The sequence below is a fragment of the Pedobacter sp. BAL39 genome (genome assembly GCF_000170795.1).
Classification (GTDB): Bacteria; Bacteroidota; Bacteroidia; order Sphingobacteriales; family Sphingobacteriaceae; genus Pedobacter.
The window spans coordinates 19,476-35,200 of the sequence record NZ_ABCM01000025.1; the positions used below are offsets into that span (position 1 = coordinate 19,476).

Annotated in this window: 11 protein-coding genes; 5 read left to right on the forward strand and 6 right to left on the reverse strand. The window is 45.5% G+C overall.

Annotation, left to right across the window (positions count from 1 at the left end; genetic code table 11):
• Nucleotides 1-140 precede the first annotated feature (140 nt).
• Entirely contained in the window at nucleotides 141-1,091 is a 951-nt protein-coding gene (locus tag PBAL39_RS22230) for a hypothetical protein (RefSeq protein WP_008245886.1), read from the reverse strand.
• A gap of 88 nt (nucleotides 1,092-1,179) precedes the next feature.
• On the opposite strand from PBAL39_RS22230, the gene PBAL39_RS22235 reads away from it, so the two are divergent.
• The gene (locus PBAL39_RS22235; protein ID WP_039867449.1) at nucleotides 1,180-2,478 is read left to right on the forward strand and encodes a DEAD/DEAH box helicase; all 1,299 of its coding nucleotides are present in this window, start codon (nucleotides 1,180-1,182) and stop codon (nucleotides 2,476-2,478) included.
• 7 nt (nucleotides 2,479-2,485) lie between these two features.
• On the opposite strand, the gene mazG is transcribed toward PBAL39_RS22235, so the two are convergent.
• From mazG to PBAL39_RS22260, 5 genes are all read right to left on the reverse strand, one after another.
• Complete coding sequence (gene mazG / locus PBAL39_RS22240; RefSeq protein WP_039867452.1) at nucleotides 2,486-3,292, reverse strand: nucleoside triphosphate pyrophosphohydrolase; 807 nt, start codon at nucleotides 3,290-3,292, stop codon at nucleotides 2,486-2,488.
• Nucleotides 3,293-3,369: 77 nt separating this feature from the next.
• Entirely contained in the window at nucleotides 3,370-4,482 is a 1,113-nt protein-coding gene (locus PBAL39_RS22245; RefSeq protein ID WP_039867454.1) for an AI-2E family transporter, read from the reverse strand.
• Nucleotides 4,483-4,591: 109 nt separating this feature from the next.
• Nucleotides 4,592-5,542, reverse strand: a complete 951-nt coding sequence (locus tag PBAL39_RS22250; RefSeq protein WP_008245890.1) for an aldo/keto reductase — start codon at nucleotides 5,540-5,542, stop codon at nucleotides 4,592-4,594.
• A 126-nt stretch (nucleotides 5,543-5,668) separates the two neighbouring features.
• A complete protein-coding gene (gene mnmD / locus PBAL39_RS22255; protein WP_008245891.1) occupies nucleotides 5,669-6,334 on the reverse strand; it encodes a tRNA (5-methylaminomethyl-2-thiouridine)(34)-methyltransferase MnmD in 666 nt (221 codons plus the stop codon).
• A 120-nt stretch (nucleotides 6,335-6,454) separates the two neighbouring features.
• Nucleotides 6,455-8,488 (reverse strand): M13 family metallopeptidase, encoded by a 2,034-nt coding sequence (locus tag PBAL39_RS22260; protein ID WP_008245893.1) that lies wholly within the window; start codon nucleotides 8,486-8,488, stop codon nucleotides 6,455-6,457.
• 349 nt (nucleotides 8,489-8,837) lie between these two features.
• Here PBAL39_RS22260 and PBAL39_RS22265 point away from each other — a divergent pair, with 349 nt between their 5' ends.
• From PBAL39_RS22265 to PBAL39_RS22285, 4 genes are all read left to right on the forward strand, one after another.
• Nucleotides 8,838-11,003, forward strand: coding sequence for a DPP IV N-terminal domain-containing protein (locus PBAL39_RS22265; RefSeq protein ID WP_008245894.1), 2,166 nt, complete (start codon nucleotides 8,838-8,840; stop codon nucleotides 11,001-11,003).
• Nucleotides 11,004-12,037: 1,034 nt separating this feature from the next.
• Nucleotides 12,038-12,283 carry a DUF6364 family protein gene (locus PBAL39_RS22275; protein ID WP_039867479.1) on the forward strand — a complete coding sequence of 82 codons (246 nt, stop codon included), beginning with the start codon at nucleotides 12,038-12,040 and terminating at the stop codon, nucleotides 12,281-12,283.
• Complete coding sequence (locus tag PBAL39_RS22280) at nucleotides 12,280-12,705, forward strand: PIN domain-containing protein (RefSeq protein WP_008245914.1); 426 nt, start codon at nucleotides 12,280-12,282, stop codon at nucleotides 12,703-12,705. The genes PBAL39_RS22275 and PBAL39_RS22280 overlap by 4 nt, the downstream gene beginning before the upstream one ends.
• A 347-nt stretch (nucleotides 12,706-13,052) precedes the next feature.
• The gene (locus PBAL39_RS22285) at nucleotides 13,053-15,722 is read left to right on the forward strand and encodes a valine--tRNA ligase (RefSeq protein WP_008245920.1); all 2,670 of its coding nucleotides are present in this window, start codon (nucleotides 13,053-13,055) and stop codon (nucleotides 15,720-15,722) included.
• The last annotated feature ends 3 nt before the right edge of the window (nucleotides 15,723-15,725 follow it).

The window sequence follows — 15,725 nt, forward strand, 5'->3', positions numbered from 1 at the left end:
TACCATTAGATGCCCGCCATTTTGCACCCAGATATCCACCTGATCTGGTTTTAAAGGGAGCAGGTGGTCTGCTGTCCCATGAAGCCAAATCAGGTTGAGTAATTAGATGTCCATATATCAGATCAGATTGCCCTTGGATGTTATTTTTCGCAGACAAGAAAGTTCGACTGCCCCAATCGCTGGGAACCGCGGCTTGCAGGTACCGCAACCATCCCCACAGGAAGATAATTTACTGTAGTTATAGTTCGAGGGACATAAATCACAACTTCCGTTGAAGTATAACCATGAGGAAGGTACTTAATATAGTAGCCGTCCGGATGCAGCCCCCAGATACCTCTCGGGAAATCGGTATTTGGAGTGGCGGAACCATTTAACATGGCCAGGCTCTCGATTTCTTCATAGGATGCATTTGCCCGATACATCAGTCCCCTGATTTTATTTTCTATTTCAACAATCGTTTTTGCTGGCTCAGGAAGGTTGCCGGTTAATTTTTCCATCGCTTCGCTGGACACATAATCCATGATGTTGCTGCTGAGCACAGACATGTCATTACTATTGAGCAATTTTGCAGCAACCAGCTTAAGTTCTGGCGACAGCTTACTGAAATTTGTTTTTGCAATAATGGCCCATAGCAGCAGCTGGACATCATGCTGTTCTACCTCAGGATGTTTTTCCCAGTTGGCAATGAGCGTATGGGCTACTTTTTCCTTAGGCCCGGCAAGAGGGGCAAAGAGATATCCATCACCTTTTCCTGGACCATAAGTACCAGCCTTGAGGCAGAAGCTTTTAAACGTTCCCCTGTAAAAGCCAGGCTTTAGTGTGAAGCCTGTGGTTGCTGAATAGCTGGACATCATACTGCAGAGTTCTTTCTTTACTGAGTCGGCACCAAAGTTTACCGGCATGGTTTCCTTTTTGTTGCAGTCGTCGAAATTGGTAGTGATGGGCTGCGCCTGCAGCAGCTTGAGTTGTTTGCCGTTGAGCACAGTACCTACACTGTTGTTGAGTGCATCTTTCAGTCGCCCGAACTGGGCCTTGGAGCTAATGCCGCAGATCATCATGGTGATTAGCAGTAGCGTAGCGTTGTTTTTCATGGTATAAGAGGTAAGATAAATATCCCCAAATTTAACAATTAAATATTATGTAAATTTGTAGCGATTATTATATTTTAATAAAGGTAAAGTGTCATTAGAAAAATTAAAACTTAGCAAGCAGCTGGTCACCTCGATGACCGATGCTGGTTACATCGCGGCAAAAGAGATTCAGGCGAAAACCATGTCCAGAATCCTTGGCGGGCAAGACATCATAGCTGTTGGTCCTGAAGGATCGGGAAAAACGACCACCTATGTGCTTGGCGTTTTAATGCGTATCAAATATAGTACTGATGAAGCACCGAAGGCGCTGATCCTGGTGCCTACAAAAGAAAAGGTGCTTGAGGTAATTGAGGAATTTCATAAGCTTAACAGGAACAGAAATCTTCGCATCATGGGCCTTCATGGCGTAGGTGGTACGGAGGCAGAGGTTCTTGAGCTGGTGGATGGGGTAGACATCGTAGTGGCATTGCCAACACGTGCGCGCGCCATTTACCTGAAGCTTGGTCTGAACATGAGCAAGCTGCAGATGTTTATCGTAGATGATGCGGAGCTGATTGTCAAACAAGGGATGCAGCTGCCGGTATGTGAGCTGGCACGTAGTGCCGGTAAATGCCAGCACCTGATTTTTACCACTGTTGTACACGAAAAACTGAACAATATGGTAGACCAGTTTCTGAACTATCCGACGACACTGGAAGTGGAAGATCTCGGTGAAAGCCATACCTCAACGCATGAACTGTTGTTGTATCAGGTGCCTAATTTCAAAACGAAAATCAATTTGATGAACCTCCTGTTACGTGATGACGAGGTTTTTGATAAGGTGGTTGTGTTTGTAAACACCAGGCTGACCGCACAGAAACTTGGAAAAAGCCTGCATGCGGGTAAACCGGGTTCTGTGGCCGTGCTGAACCCTTTATTTTTTGATGAAGAAGGTTTTGATCATATTGAAGACTTCAAGGAAATACCCGAAGCAAGGGTGCTGATTGTAGCGAATGAGGGGGCTGGCAGCCTGGACTTGTCAGGAATACCTTTTATCTTCCATTTTGAGCTTCCTGAGAAAAAAGAAACTTTCCTCAGCAGGATTGTGAAAACGGATGACGCAGAAGTGGTAGCCATCACCTTCTCCACTGACATGGAACTGATTGAAGTAAAGAAGATCGAGCAGGCCATTGGTAGCCGACTAAATGTGATGGAGTTGCCTGATGACCTGGTGATTGATCAGGTGAGCAAATCCTCCGGCCTTGACAAGAGCAGGATTGTAAAAGAAAAAAATGATGGCCCTCAGGGTGGTGGTGCTTATCATGAAAAGAAGGAAAGCAATACCAAAAACTATAATTATGGCATTGGCCAGAAGGCAAAGATGACCATGAAAAAGAAACACAGCTAAGGAGCTTTTACAGGGACTTAGCTTCGTTCCAGTAAACGTCCATCTCCGCAAGTGTCATATCCTGTAAAGCTTTGCCATTTTCTTTGGCTTTGCTTTCCAGGTATTGAAAACGTTTGATGAACTTTTTGTTGGTTTTCTCCAGTGCATTTTCAGGATTGATATTGATGAACCTTGCATAATTGATCAGTGAAAACATCAGGTCGCCGAATTCCGACTCTGCTTTTTCAATGTCGATGGCTTCATTGTCGAGCGTATTGAACTCTTCTTTAAATTCCTGAAGTTCTTCTTCTACTTTATCCCATACCTGAGTTTTATTGTCCCAGTCAAAACCTACACCACGTGCCTTTTCCTGGATTCTGCTTGCTTTTACCAATGAAGGCAGCCCTGCCGGTACACCTGCAAGCACTGATTTGTTGCCTTCTTTGAGCTTGATCTGCTCCCAGTTACGTTTAACATCGTTCTCATCCTGCACTTCAACATCCCCGTAAATGTGCGGATGGCGGTTTACCAGCTTATCACATACGCTGTTCAGCACATCAACAATGGTAAAGTTATTGGTTTCCGAAGCAATACGCGCGTAAAATACCAGGTGCATCATGACATCTCCGAGTTCCTTTTTCACCTCATCCAGGTCACCTTCAAGGATGGCATCCGAGAGTTCGTACGTTTCTTCAATAGTGAGGTGGCGCAGTGTTTCCATGGTTTGTTTTTTGTCCCACGGGCATTCTGTGCGCAGTGTATCCAGGACATTAAGTAATCTGAGGAAAGCAGAAGCGGGATCGGAGGCGGTAGCAGGGGCAACATGATTGGGCATTGATGTGCTGTTTTTAAAAGATTTATTTACTTTAGGATAAAGGTAACCATCATTGTGATGAAAAACGAAAAAGCGCACTATTCCTGCTCTTCCAGTTTGATGTTTTTCGTGATGCGGTATACTTTACGTTTCTTCGCCGGTTTATCTTCGCCACCAAGGAGGACGCCCCATGGTTTCAGACTGTCTATCCTGTCAAAGATGATCTTGAGCATGGCCAGGTAAGGGATACAAAGAAACATCCCGGAGATTCCCCATACCATTTCGCCAACGACGATGCCTATAAAGGCAAACAGGGCATTGATCTTTACCTTCGAACCTACCACGAGCGGCATCAGGATGTTGCCGTCCAGTGCGTGGACAGCGACGAAAGCAATGATGACCAACAGCACCTTTGCCACGCCGGCGGTAGCAAAAGTAATCAGCACACTGATCAGCAGGGCTGTGAAGATGCCTATGTAGGGGATGATGTTGAAAATTCCGGTAATCAGCCCCAGCAGTACTGCATATTTGACGTTTAACAGCCAGAGTACAAAGATCATCAGCACGGTGACGATAAACATCTGCAGGAACAATCCGGTGATGTATTTCTTGATGATATACTGGATTCTTTTGACGATCTCCGATACTTTTTCAGTGTGTTCTTCTTTGAATACTGAGGTAAGAAAGGTAAAAAGTACCCTTCGGTAGTTGAGGATAAAAAAAGTGAACAACAGCAGGAAGGAGAGGAACAGAAGTGTCGATGATAAGGTCATTAAGGTAGCGCCAAGCACCGAGGCGCTGGTAGCCAGAGCAGTAGACGTGCTGTCTTTCAGGTAGTCAATTTGTTTTTGTGTATTCACCCCGAAGGTAGCGGAGATCCATCCCTGTACATCATGAAAGGAATGTTCTGCCTGTTGCTTCAATAACGGCCAGTCTGCCCACAGGTCGGTCAGCTGATTGGCCAGGAAAAAGAGGATTGCGGAAATTACAGCAATCATCAGCACCACCGACACGATGGCGGCGAGGCTTCTTTTAAACTTCCATTTGGTTTCCATGAAGTTGGCCAGTGGCATCAGCAACAGCGACAACAGGAAGGAAGTGAGCAAAGGTGCCAATAATGTCTGTCCCAGGATGGCCAGATAACCGACGCAGATGATTGAAAACAGTACCATTGCCAGTTTGGTGTAGAAGGGTTGAGACATAATATTCATAGATGAGTTTAACCAGTGGTAATTTAGATGTAATTTTCAATTAAATACAAATGCCCTGCCATTTTTTGCTGGCAGGGCACGTTTAGATCTAAAGGTTGTTAAGCTGTTTTTATTTCCAGCTGCTTGCCTCATCCAGTATGGCAATGTCTTCGACGTCAAGTGATATGGATGCTGCTTTTTTAAGGTCTTCCAGTTGCTCCAGACTGGTTACACTGGCAATTGGGGCCGTAATAGAGGGACGGGCGATCAGCCAGGCCAAAGCTATGCTCGCCTGATCGGCGCTGTACTGTTCTGATACTTCATCCAGTGCTTTCAGAATCTTAAAGCCTCTGTCGTTCAAATAATTTTTTATGCCACCTCCTCGCTGACTTTTATTTAAGTCAGCCTCAGAACGGTATTTCCCGGTAAGAAAGCCACTGGCCAGTGCATAGTAGTTGATGACGCCAAGTTGATTTTCTACAGCAATCTGTTCGAATTGCTTTTCGTAATCTTCTCTTTTGTAAAGGTTATATTCGGGCTGCAGGGTTTGGTACTTTGGCAGGCTGAGTCGCTCAGAAGTTTCCAAGGCAGCCTTTAGTCCTTCCGGGCTGTAATTGGATGCACCAATCCAGCGTATTTTACCAGCTTTGATCAGCTGGTCATAGGCTTCCAGTGTTTCTTCAATGGGTGTATTCGTGTCTTCGTAATGAGACTGGTAAAGGTCGATGTAGTCCGTATTCAGTCTTTTGAGGGAGGCATCAACGGAGGAGATGATGTAATCTTTTTTCAAGGAGGCTCCATTGCCCATATCAGCACCTACTTTTGTCGCAATGATCACGTCATTGCGTCTTCCGCGTGCTTTCAGCCATTTGCCGATGATGGTTTCGGATTCTCCACCTTGATTACCGGGTACCCATCTTGAGTATACATCCGCAGTATCAATGAAGTTGAATCCTGCATCGACAAAGCCGTCCAGTATTTCAAATGATTTCGCCTCGTCAATGGTCCATCCGAAGACATTGCCACCAAAGGTGATGGGGTAGACAAATAAATCGGTATTGCCTAATTTTCTTTTTTCCATATCGAGTATCTTAAGGTTAAGGATTGAATAACAAATCTAAACAACGAGGGTTTGAGCCATTGTCCTGAATTTGTAATATCCGGCTTATTCTCCGATAAGATTAACTTATGGATGACAAATGGGGGTTTATAAAGCTTTCGTTGCCCGCAGCATTTCTCTTTTTCCCGGTGCTCCTGGTAGTTTTTCGATGGTAAAGCCTACTGCTTTCAGGGCACGTTTTAGCTTACCGGTAATGGCATAGGTGATAAATACGCCTCCCGGTTTCAGAAAGGTGCCTACATGGGCAATGATCTCATCACTCCACATCTCGGGTTGGTGCTGCACGGAGAATGCATCGAAATAAATCAGGTCGAACAGGGGGGGCGAAGTAAAGTTGGCAAGGGTAGTGTGGGCGATGTAGAACTGCTGATCTGCCGTGATGGAGATCGGCTCATTCAGCGCCAAAGCATAATTGTCTTCCAGTCCCTTCCATACCAAATCGGGTACATATTGCTGATAACCGGTCGATCGCAGCTCTTCCAGGCTCAGCGGAAAGGCTTCAATGCCGGTATAGTTTAGTTGCAGCTGTTGATTGATACAATGATCGAGGGTGAAGAGAAAGTTTAATCCGGTGCCGAACCCAACTTCCAGGATGTTGATGGAAGATTGTCGGAGGGTAACATGTTTCAGACCCGCTTCGATAAAAACATGTTTGCTTTCTTGTACAGCCCCGTGTTTACTGTGGTAATGTTCGCCGATGGTCTCGTTAAAGAGGGTATTCGAACCGTCGGCTGTTGGTGTAATCTTATTCATGGCACAAATTAGCTGCAATAATACCAATTTTTTATGGCAGCTGGTCCCGCGGTGATGAGCGGGCAAAGACAAAATGGCCTGCAAGGCAAATATTGTGCGCCGCAGGCCATTCAGGGTCAGTTACCACATTCTTATCCTATCTTCAGGTTTTTTATACAATTTGTCACCGGGTTTGACGTCGAAAGCCTCATACCAGGCGTCCATGTTTACCGGTGCACCGATGGTTCTATATGGACCTGGCGAATGCGGATCTGTTTTGATCAGCTGAGCGGCAGTTTCGTCGAGAATATTGCCCCTCCATACCTGTGCCCAGGAAAGGAAAAAGCGCTGGTCGGGTGTAAAACCGTCGATCTTTTCTGTCGACTGACCTTGTTTGGTGAGCTTGAAGGCGGTATATGCGGCGTTCAGCCCACCAAGGTCGCCAATGTTCTCGCCCATGGTCAGTTTGCCAATAACATGGATGGTATCCAACACGGTATAGGCATCAAACTGTTCTCCAAGTGCCTTGGTTTTTGCTTCGAACTTCTGCTTGTCTTCGTCGGTCCACCAGTTGCGCAGGTTCCCATCTTTATCGTACTGACTTCCGGAATCATCAAAGCCATGTGACATCTCGTGTCCGATGACGGCACCGATACCACCATAATTTACAGCATCGTCGGCATTGGGATCAAAGAAAGGAAACTGAAGAATACCGGCAGGGAAAACAATTTCATTCATCGTCGGACTGTAATAAGCATTTACCGTTGGTGGTGTCATGCCGAAACGCATACGGTCAACGGGTTTACCCAGCTGGCGGATCATATCGTTGTATCCCCATACACCCGCATTGCGCAGGTTTTGAAAATAGGTTTCGCGCCGTATTTGTAGTCCATCGTAGGTCTTCCATTTTTCAGGATAGCCAATTTTTGGAACAAAGGCATGCAGCTTGGCAAGTGCTTTTTCTTTCGTTGCAGCACTCATCCAGTCGAGGTTTTTGATCCTGATCTCGAAAGCCTTACGCAGGTTGTCGATGAGCTCCGTCATGCGCAACTTTGCCTCTGGTTTGAAGTATTTTGCGACATATAGCTGGCCGAGCAACTCGCCAATGGTGCCATCGGTCAGCTGCGACATGCGTTGCCATCTTGGCGTCTGTACTTTTTGGCCCGACTGTGCCTGGCTGAAAGCAAAACTCGCATTTACGAAGGGACTGCTGAGGTTTGGAGCCGCCGATTTAAGGACGTTCCATTCCAGGTAGGTCTTCCAGTCGGCCACGGGGACGGACTTCAGCATGGCGTCAAGTGTCACGAAAAACTTGGGTGCAGATACAAGCACCGTATCCTGGCCGGTTACTTTAAGGTTGTTGAGCATCGTGCTCCAGTTGATGTTCGGCGTGGTTTTACTGAAGGCTGCAACGGTAAATTTGTTATAGGTTTTATAGGGATCACGCTGCTCTACACGGCTCATCTGTGCTTGGGCAAGCTGCTTTTCGATCGCCATTACTGTAGTGGCTTTTCTGGTGGCCTCATCGGCAGTGCCGCCGGTAAGTGTAAACAGGCTGACCATATACTCTGTATAGGCGCCGCGTATTTTAACACTTCGGCTGTCGTCTTTCAGGTAATAGTCCCGATCCGGCAATGTCGTTCCGCCCTGACTGAACTGTACCATATATTTGGTGACATTCTTGCGGTCCTGGCCCACGTAAAACCCGAACATCGGGCTGCCGATTCCGGAAGTACGCATAAGGGTAGCCTGCATCAAAACCCCCTTCAGGTCCTTTATGGCTTTCACTGTGGCGAGATCCGCCTTGATGGGTTGGTAACCCAGTTTTTCTATCGCTGCACTGTCCATAGCCGCTGCATAGAAGTCGCCAACTCTTCTGGTGACAGATCCTGCAGGGGCGGACTGGTCGGCAGCAGCGGCTTCCACCAATCCTTTCACCGCATTGATGTTGAAGTCGCGGAGCAGGTTGAAGCTTCCCCAGCGCGTTTCCTTGGCTGGAACGGGATTGTTCTTGATCCAGGTACCGCTGGCATATTGATAAAAATCATCGCCGGGTTTCACGGAAAGATCCATATTCGCAGGATCGATAAATTTTGTGGTAGACTGTGATTGAGCGGAATAGCCGACGGCCAGCATCCCGCAAACAGCGAAAAGGCTTTTCAGGTTTGTATGCATAAAAGGTAGTTAGTTAATTCTTGAAATAGCCCTGGCAAAGCGCCATGCCGCTTTACTTGCTATTTCTTAAAGGCCGAATGTAGAGAATGACAGGTAGGAAACCTTAATTCCAATAAAAATATTACTTGTTGAACCAGTAATACAACTTCGCTAACCCAATCTTCCTCATGACATCATGTGTGAAAGAAAATATCTTAATCGCTTTCATAGCTTGGAGTATTTATATCTATTTAACATTTTTTAACATATTTTATTGTGTGCTCTATAAAATATAGGGCTCGGGTCGGGAGGGTAGCTGTTGTTTGCAACCGCTGTTAATTGTTACATTTGGCCCATCAATTCAAAAAAGATGAAGAAATTTTTATTATTAAGTCAGCTGCTCTGCGCCTCACTGTTCGGTGTTGCACAGCAAAAAATGCTGACCATGCAGGATGCAATGACGAATGCGCGTACTACATTGGCACCGCAAACCATGCCTCAACTTCAGTTCATCTATGGAACGGAGGAATACGTGTATGCGAAAAGGTCTGGCGACGTGGTGGAATGGATGAGCGGAAAGGCAAATGACCCCTCAGAACACACCTTCCTCTCCTTATCGCAGCTCAATAAAAAACTTCATACAGCGGGGCAGGATACGGTGCAGGCGATGCCATATATCATCTTTAATGAGGGGCCTGAATGGATCATGTACATCAACGGTGCTAAAGTGGCATTTGACCCTGTAAAAAATACCTACAGGACAATACTGACGGCAGAGCTCGGACAAAAAGCAAATGTAGAAGAGGGAAGTGCCGGTTATGTGGCCTACCTGGATCAATCTAACCTCTTTGTTGCGAAAGGCGCTGATGTAAAACAAGTGACCTCAGATGGCAGCAGCGATATCGTTTACGCTTCCTCGGTACACCGTGATGAGTTTGGCATTTCTAAAGGTACGTTCTGGAGCAACTCGGGCAACCAGCTGGCCTTCTACAGGATGGATCAGAGCATGGTGACAGATTATCCTATTGTCGACTGGACCTCGCGCCCTGCCAAAAATGTGAACATCAAATACCCTATGGCCGGTGATAAGAGTCACCATGTTACCGTAGGTGTTTACAACGCAGCAACAAAAACTACAGTTTACCTGAAAACTGGTGAGCCTGCGGAACAGTATCTTACTAACATCGCCTGGAGCCCGGATGACAAATACATCTTTATCGCCGTCGTCAACCGTGGGCAGAACCATATGAAACTGAACCAATATGATGCAACAACAGGGAACTTCATGAAAACGCTGTTCGAAGAAAAAGACAGTAAATACGTGGAGCCGCTGGTGCCCATGTTGTTTCTGAAAAATGATGCCTCCAGATTTATCTGGCAAAGTAACCGCGACGGTTGGAACCACCTCTACTTATTCGACCTCAGTGGTAAACTCCTGAAGCAGCTGACAAAAGGGAACTGGGAAGTGCTGGAGGTAAAAGGCTTCACTACGAACGGCGATCAGCTATTTTATGTGTCGACAGCGGAATCACCCATCACCAGAAACCTCTATTCCCTGAATATAAAATCAGCTAAATCTACACGGATGACGAAAGGCTTCGCTGTTCATAATGCACAGGTCAGCAGCTCTGGGAAGTCTGTCATCGATCAATACAGTAAGCCTGATCAGCCCCGCATCATACAGGTGCTGGAGCCTGCTACAGGAAAAGAAAAGGTGCTGCTGAAAGCTGTAAACCCATTGGCCGACTACGCCACGGCAAGCTCTTCTATATTTACCATTAAAAGTGATACTGGCGACGACCTCTATTGTAGCCTCTACAAACCGGTAGGCATGAGTGGCGCCGACAGTACTAAAAAACACCCCGCAGTGGTGTATTGGTATGGTGGCTCCCATGCCCAGCTCATCACCAACAGCTGGAACGCCGGTGCTGGCGACTACTGGTTCCGGTATATGGCGCAACGTGGTTATGTGGTGCTTACCATCGACACCCGTGGTAGCGATAACAGGGGCAAGGCTTTTGAACAATCGATGTTTCGCAGGGTTGGCGATGTGCAGATGCAGGATATGATGAAAGCAGTGGGATACCTAAAGGGTCTTCCTTATGCAGATACGGAGCGCATGGGCCTCTTTGGATGGAGCTTTGGCGGTTTCAATACAGTCGACTTCATGCTGACACACCCCGGTGTGTTTAAAGCCGCGGTTGCGGGCGGTCCGGTCATCAACTGGAACTTCTATGAAGTAATGTACACCGAACGTTATATGGATACTCCTCAGGAAAATCCTGAAGGCTTCGCCGCAACCAACCTGTCGGACAAAGTGCAAAACCTGAAAGGAAATCTGCTCCTGATCCACGGCCTGCAGGATCCGGTAGTGCTACAACAAAATACGGTAGATTTTGTGAAACATGCAGTCGATAAAAATGTGCAGGTTGACTATATGATCTACCCTGGACATGAGCACAATGTGACCGGCAAAGACCGGGCACATCTGTATCAGAAAGTTACGGATTACTTCATGCTGCATTTGCTCAAATAGTCTTTCTTCTTTAAAAAAAAAAGCCGGTATGCGCTTCGGACTCAAAATCTTTTGAAGGAAAGATTTTACATGTCCTCATCGCACACCGGTTTTTTTTTGCATCATCCATTGGTAATTTCGCATATGCAGGTGGCAAATCCGAATTTGTGAAACAGATGTGATGGTGGTTTTGCCGGAAAGGAAGGAATCCGGTATGGCGCAGGTTGGGAGCGGAAAAAGGTTTTTGGGAATGTGGTTTGTGTATGATTTTGAGATGTGAAATATTGACGAGAGATGTTTTTTTGAGTGTGATGCATTTTATTGAGTGTGTTGAGGTGTCCTCATTCAATGTTTGATGCATTTTATTTGAGTGTGTTGAGGTATCCTCATTCAATGTGTTTAGGGTGTTTTTCCAGACGATATGCCAGATGTCTTTTTGATGTGAAATCAATAGTAGGGTTAGACATGGATGAAAAAGAAAGCGGGAATGATCTCCGACCACTCCCGCTTCATCTAAATTAACGCTCTCACATATAAAGACGTCAATCCAGGTCAAATATTGTATGCGGGTTTAAAAAAAATGTGCTGAAGTGGAGATTGTCGTGAATGCTGACCGGAGGACCGGATAAATTACTGGCGAATATATTTTAGGTTGAATTTTTATTTATTTGCGTTTTTTAGGCCGTTTTTTATGTTGAAGCGGAAGTAATTAATTTTTTTTTTCACTTTCAAAAGTAGCTGACAGGCGCGTTTATTTTTCAAAAAAAGACTTTGACAGAAAAGTTGGAATTGATTGGCTTTATGGCAGTACACCAGATATAATACTCATTTTCACTGTCTTTATGTTCCTTTGAGCATCTTTAGTAGCTTTTTTGTTCTTTAAATTAAATCTTTTGTCTTTAAAGTTTGTTTATTAAGTTTGTGTTCTTGTTGATGAAATCTGGTTTCCTATTAAGGTGTCTGTGTTTTGTCTTAAGAAAACAAGATTTATTATTATGCTACTAAACATTCAAGTTTCTGAACAATTACGTAACTTCAATAGAAGGCCACGTATCATGAAAAAAAAGCTGACATTAGTCGTCGAGGAAGAAGTAATTAAAAAAGCAGGCCTATATGCTGAAAGGACAGGGAAAAGTTTGTCTGAATTGGTTGGGCGATATCTGGAAACATTGGGAGAAGAGGGAACGGATACTAGCCAGCTGTCTCCTAAATTAAAAAAGCTAGTTGGAGCGGTTAAGTTGCCTGCTAATTTTGATGAGAAGAAAGAACTCCGTGCTTACCTGGATCGCAAACACTTATGAGAAATGTATTTGTTGATACCAATGTTCTTATCGATCTTCTGGGAGACCGGGTTCCTTTTAGTAAATCCGCGATAGAATTGTTTGATCTTGCAGAGAGGAAGAAAGTCAGGCTTTATACTTCCTCACATTCGTATGCTACAACACATTATGTGCTTAGAAAAGAAATGGGAGAGCAACAATTGCGTGATCTGCTCTACTTGACGATGGATTATATTGATCTGATTGCTATAGATACCTCAATTATCAAAGAAAGCGTTCTCTCCAATCATGAGGACTTTGAAGATGCAATTCAAATATTTGCCGCAAAATCAGTCGCGGCGATGGATATCATGGTTACCAGAGACAAGGACCTGGAAAATTTTAAAGACGCGGGAATCAGGATACTGCCAACAGAGGAAGCGATCCAGTGTTTATTTGAGTAATCATCATGGCTGTTTCCTGGAAAACACCATCGTTCATACGCGAAATGAAGACAGTTTCAAGCATGAACGTAAACGGTATGCCTGCAACAGAAGTTTGGCTAATGATGAAGATTGAAGTGTGATGATTGGCTTGGTTAAATCATCGCAGAAAATTGAGAAAAGAATTGCTGAACCAACAAAAATGAACAACATGCTTTTCCGGATGCGGAAAAAAGCCCGCGGTTATAAGCCGACATGCAAATGTTTTCTCCTTCAAAAAAACATTTGGGAAGGCGAATAACTGACGGCTTTTTTCTTTCCGTATTAAAAAGCTATTTTTGTGCTTCAACAGATACTTTTTCTTAATAATGAGCATTTCTACAAAATACGATCCGGCAGCAACTGAAGATAAATGGTACAGCTACTGGATGTCCAAAAAGTTTTTCCATTCTGAGCCTGATGAGCGCGAGCCTTATACGATTGTGATTCCGCCACCGAATGTGACGGGGGTATTACACATGGGCCATATGCTCAACAACACGATTCAGGATGTCCTGATCCGTCGTGCACGTATGCAAGGTAAAAATGCCTGCTGGGTACCAGGAACGGATCACGCATCTATTGCAACGGAAGCTAAGGTGGTAGCGATGCTGAAGGAACGTGGGATTGACAAAAAAGACCTGAGCAGGGAAGAGTTTCTGAAATATGCATGGGAGTGGAAGGAGAAGTACGGAGGAATTATCCTGGAGCAATTGAAGAAGCTTGGTGCGAGCTGCGATTGGGACAGGACGCGTTTCACAATGGAGGATGACCTTTCAGATGCGGTGATTGACTCGTTCATTCACCTGTACAAAAAAGGACGGATTTACCGTGGCGTACGGATGGTGAACTGGGATCCTGCGGGAAAAACAGCGGTATCTGATGAAGAAGTAATCCGTAAAGAGGTTAATCAAAAACTATATTATATCCGGTATACGGTGTCCGGGGGTAACGATCAGGAATTTCTGACGATCGCTACGACACGTCCGGAGACCATCATGGCGGATGCGGCCATCTGCATCAACCCCAATGATGAACGTTATTTCCACCTGAAGGGTAAGAAGGTTTTTGTACCGCTGATCAACAGGGAGATTCCTGTGATTGAGGATGAATATGTCACAATGGACTTCGGTACCGGCTGTCTCAAGGTGACACCGGCGCATGACCTGAATGATTACGAGCTTGGTGTAAAACACAAGCTTCCGGTGATTGACATTCTCAATGATGATGGTACACTGAATGAGCTGGCGGTGATCCTCGTTGGTGAAGATCGCTTTATCGCAAGGAAGAAGGTCGCCAAACTGCTGGATGAGGCTGGGCACCTGGAGAAGGTCGAAGATTATAAATCGCAGGTGGGTTTCTCGGAACGTACTGATGCGGCCATTGAGCCGAAGCTTTCCATGCAGTGGTTCTGTAAGATGGATGAAATGGCTAAACCGGCACTGGATGATGTGTTAAATGGTGAGGTGAAGCTTATTCCTGAGAAGTTTGTGAATACTTACCGCCACTGGATGGAAAATGTGCGCGACTGGAACATCAGTCGGCAGCTATGGTGGGGGCAGCAGATCCCTGCCTGGTATGACGACAAGGGTAACTGGGTGGTATCTAAAACCAAGGAAGGCGCGCTCGAGGAATTCCTGAAGCTGAAAGACATTGATGGTGTATTTACGGAGGCTGAGGCTGCGGGTTTCAAAAACCAGCTGGCACCATTCGTTCATCAGGATCCTGATGTGATGGATACCTGGTTCTCCTCGTGGTTATGGCCAATATCTGTATTTGATGGGTTTAAAAATCCTGACAATAAAGAGATCAACTACTACTATCCGACCAATGATCTGGTTACGGCACCGGAAATTTTATTCTTCTGGGTAGCGAGAATGATCATGGCTGGACATGAGTTCAGAGGGGCAAAGCCTTTTACCAATGTGTACCTGACGGGTATTGTACGTGATAAGCTCGGCCGTAAGATGTCCAAGTCGCTGGGCAACTCGCCGGATCCAATCGGGTTGATTGAGAAATATGGCGCAGATGGTGTAAGGGTAGGGATGCTGTTGTGTTCTCCTGCCGGAAATGACCTGATGTTCGACGAAAGCTATTGTGAACAAGGGCGTAACTTCGCCAATAAAATATGGAATGCCTTCCGCCTGGTAAAAGGATGGGAGGTCGATGCGTCGTTACCTAACCCTAATGGACAGGCGATCCTTTGGTTTGAAAGCCGCTTCAACGAGGCATTGGCAGAGATTGAAGAAAACTTTAAACAATACCGTTTGTCAGAAGCACTGATGACGTCTTATAAACTGGTATGGGACGATTTCTGTGCCTGGTATCTGGAGATGGTGAAGCCTGCTTATCAGCATCCTATTGATGCAGAAACGCTGCGCGTGACCATTGGCTTCTTTGAGAAGATCCTGACCCTGCTGCATCCTTACATGCCTTTCCTTACGGAAGAGTTATGGCACGATGAGCTGTTCGGCGAAAAAGAGGAAATGGATTGCTGTATCGTAGCTTCCTATCCAACTGTTGGCGCTTCAGATGCACAGCTGCTGAAAGATGTGGATGTGGTGAAAGGCCTGGTTGCTGAAATCAGAAATGTACGCAACACCAAGCAGATCTCTCCAAAAGAAGCGTTGCCACTGTGTATTAAAGTGAATTCGGCTATCGATTATAAAAAATGGCTGAACATCATCTCCAAGCTGGCAAACATCAGCGATGTGGAGTTTGTTGCGGATAAAGTGGCCGGGGCCGCGGGTTTTATGGTAGGGAACGACGAGTTCTTTATCCAGCTGAATGAAACCATAGATGTGGAAGCAGAGAAAGAAAGGCTGACCGCTGAACTGACTTACCTGCAAGGATTCCTTAAATCGGTAGATGCTAAACTTGGTAATGAGCGTTTCGTGCAGAATGCCAAACCGGAAATCATTCAGAATGAAAGAAATAAAAAGGCAGATGCGGAAGCTAAAATAGCAATCATAGAAAGCCAAATGGCATCTTTGGTGTAGCTG

Excerpts from the sequence above, each read along its gene's own strand:
- PBAL39_RS22250 (WP_008245890.1), bottom strand. The coding sequence starts at position 5,542 with ATGGAAAAAAGAAAATTAGGCAATACCGATTTATTTGTCTACCCCATC.
- PBAL39_RS22265 (WP_008245894.1), top strand. The coding sequence starts at position 8,838 with ATGAAGAAATTTTTATTATTAAGTCAGCTGCTCTGCGCCTCACTGTTC.
- PBAL39_RS22245 (WP_039867454.1), bottom strand. The coding sequence starts at position 4,482 with ATGAATATTATGTCTCAACCCTTCTACACCAAACTGGCAATGGTACTG.
- PBAL39_RS22280 (WP_008245914.1), top strand. The coding sequence starts at position 12,280 with ATGAGAAATGTATTTGTTGATACCAATGTTCTTATCGATCTTCTGGGA.
- PBAL39_RS22230 (WP_008245886.1), bottom strand. The coding sequence starts at position 1,091 with ATGAAAAACAACGCTACGCTACTGCTAATCACCATGATGATCTGCGGC.
- mnmD (WP_008245891.1), bottom strand. The coding sequence starts at position 6,334 with ATGAATAAGATTACACCAACAGCCGACGGTTCGAATACCCTCTTTAAC.
- PBAL39_RS22275 (WP_039867479.1), top strand. The coding sequence starts at position 12,038 with ATGAAAAAAAAGCTGACATTAGTCGTCGAGGAAGAAGTAATTAAAAAA.
- PBAL39_RS22285 (WP_008245920.1), top strand. The coding sequence starts at position 13,053 with ATGAGCATTTCTACAAAATACGATCCGGCAGCAACTGAAGATAAATGG.
- mazG (WP_039867452.1), bottom strand. The coding sequence starts at position 3,292 with ATGCCCAATCATGTTGCCCCTGCTACCGCCTCCGATCCCGCTTCTGCT.
- PBAL39_RS22260 (WP_008245893.1), bottom strand. The coding sequence starts at position 8,488 with ATGCATACAAACCTGAAAAGCCTTTTCGCTGTTTGCGGGATGCTGGCC.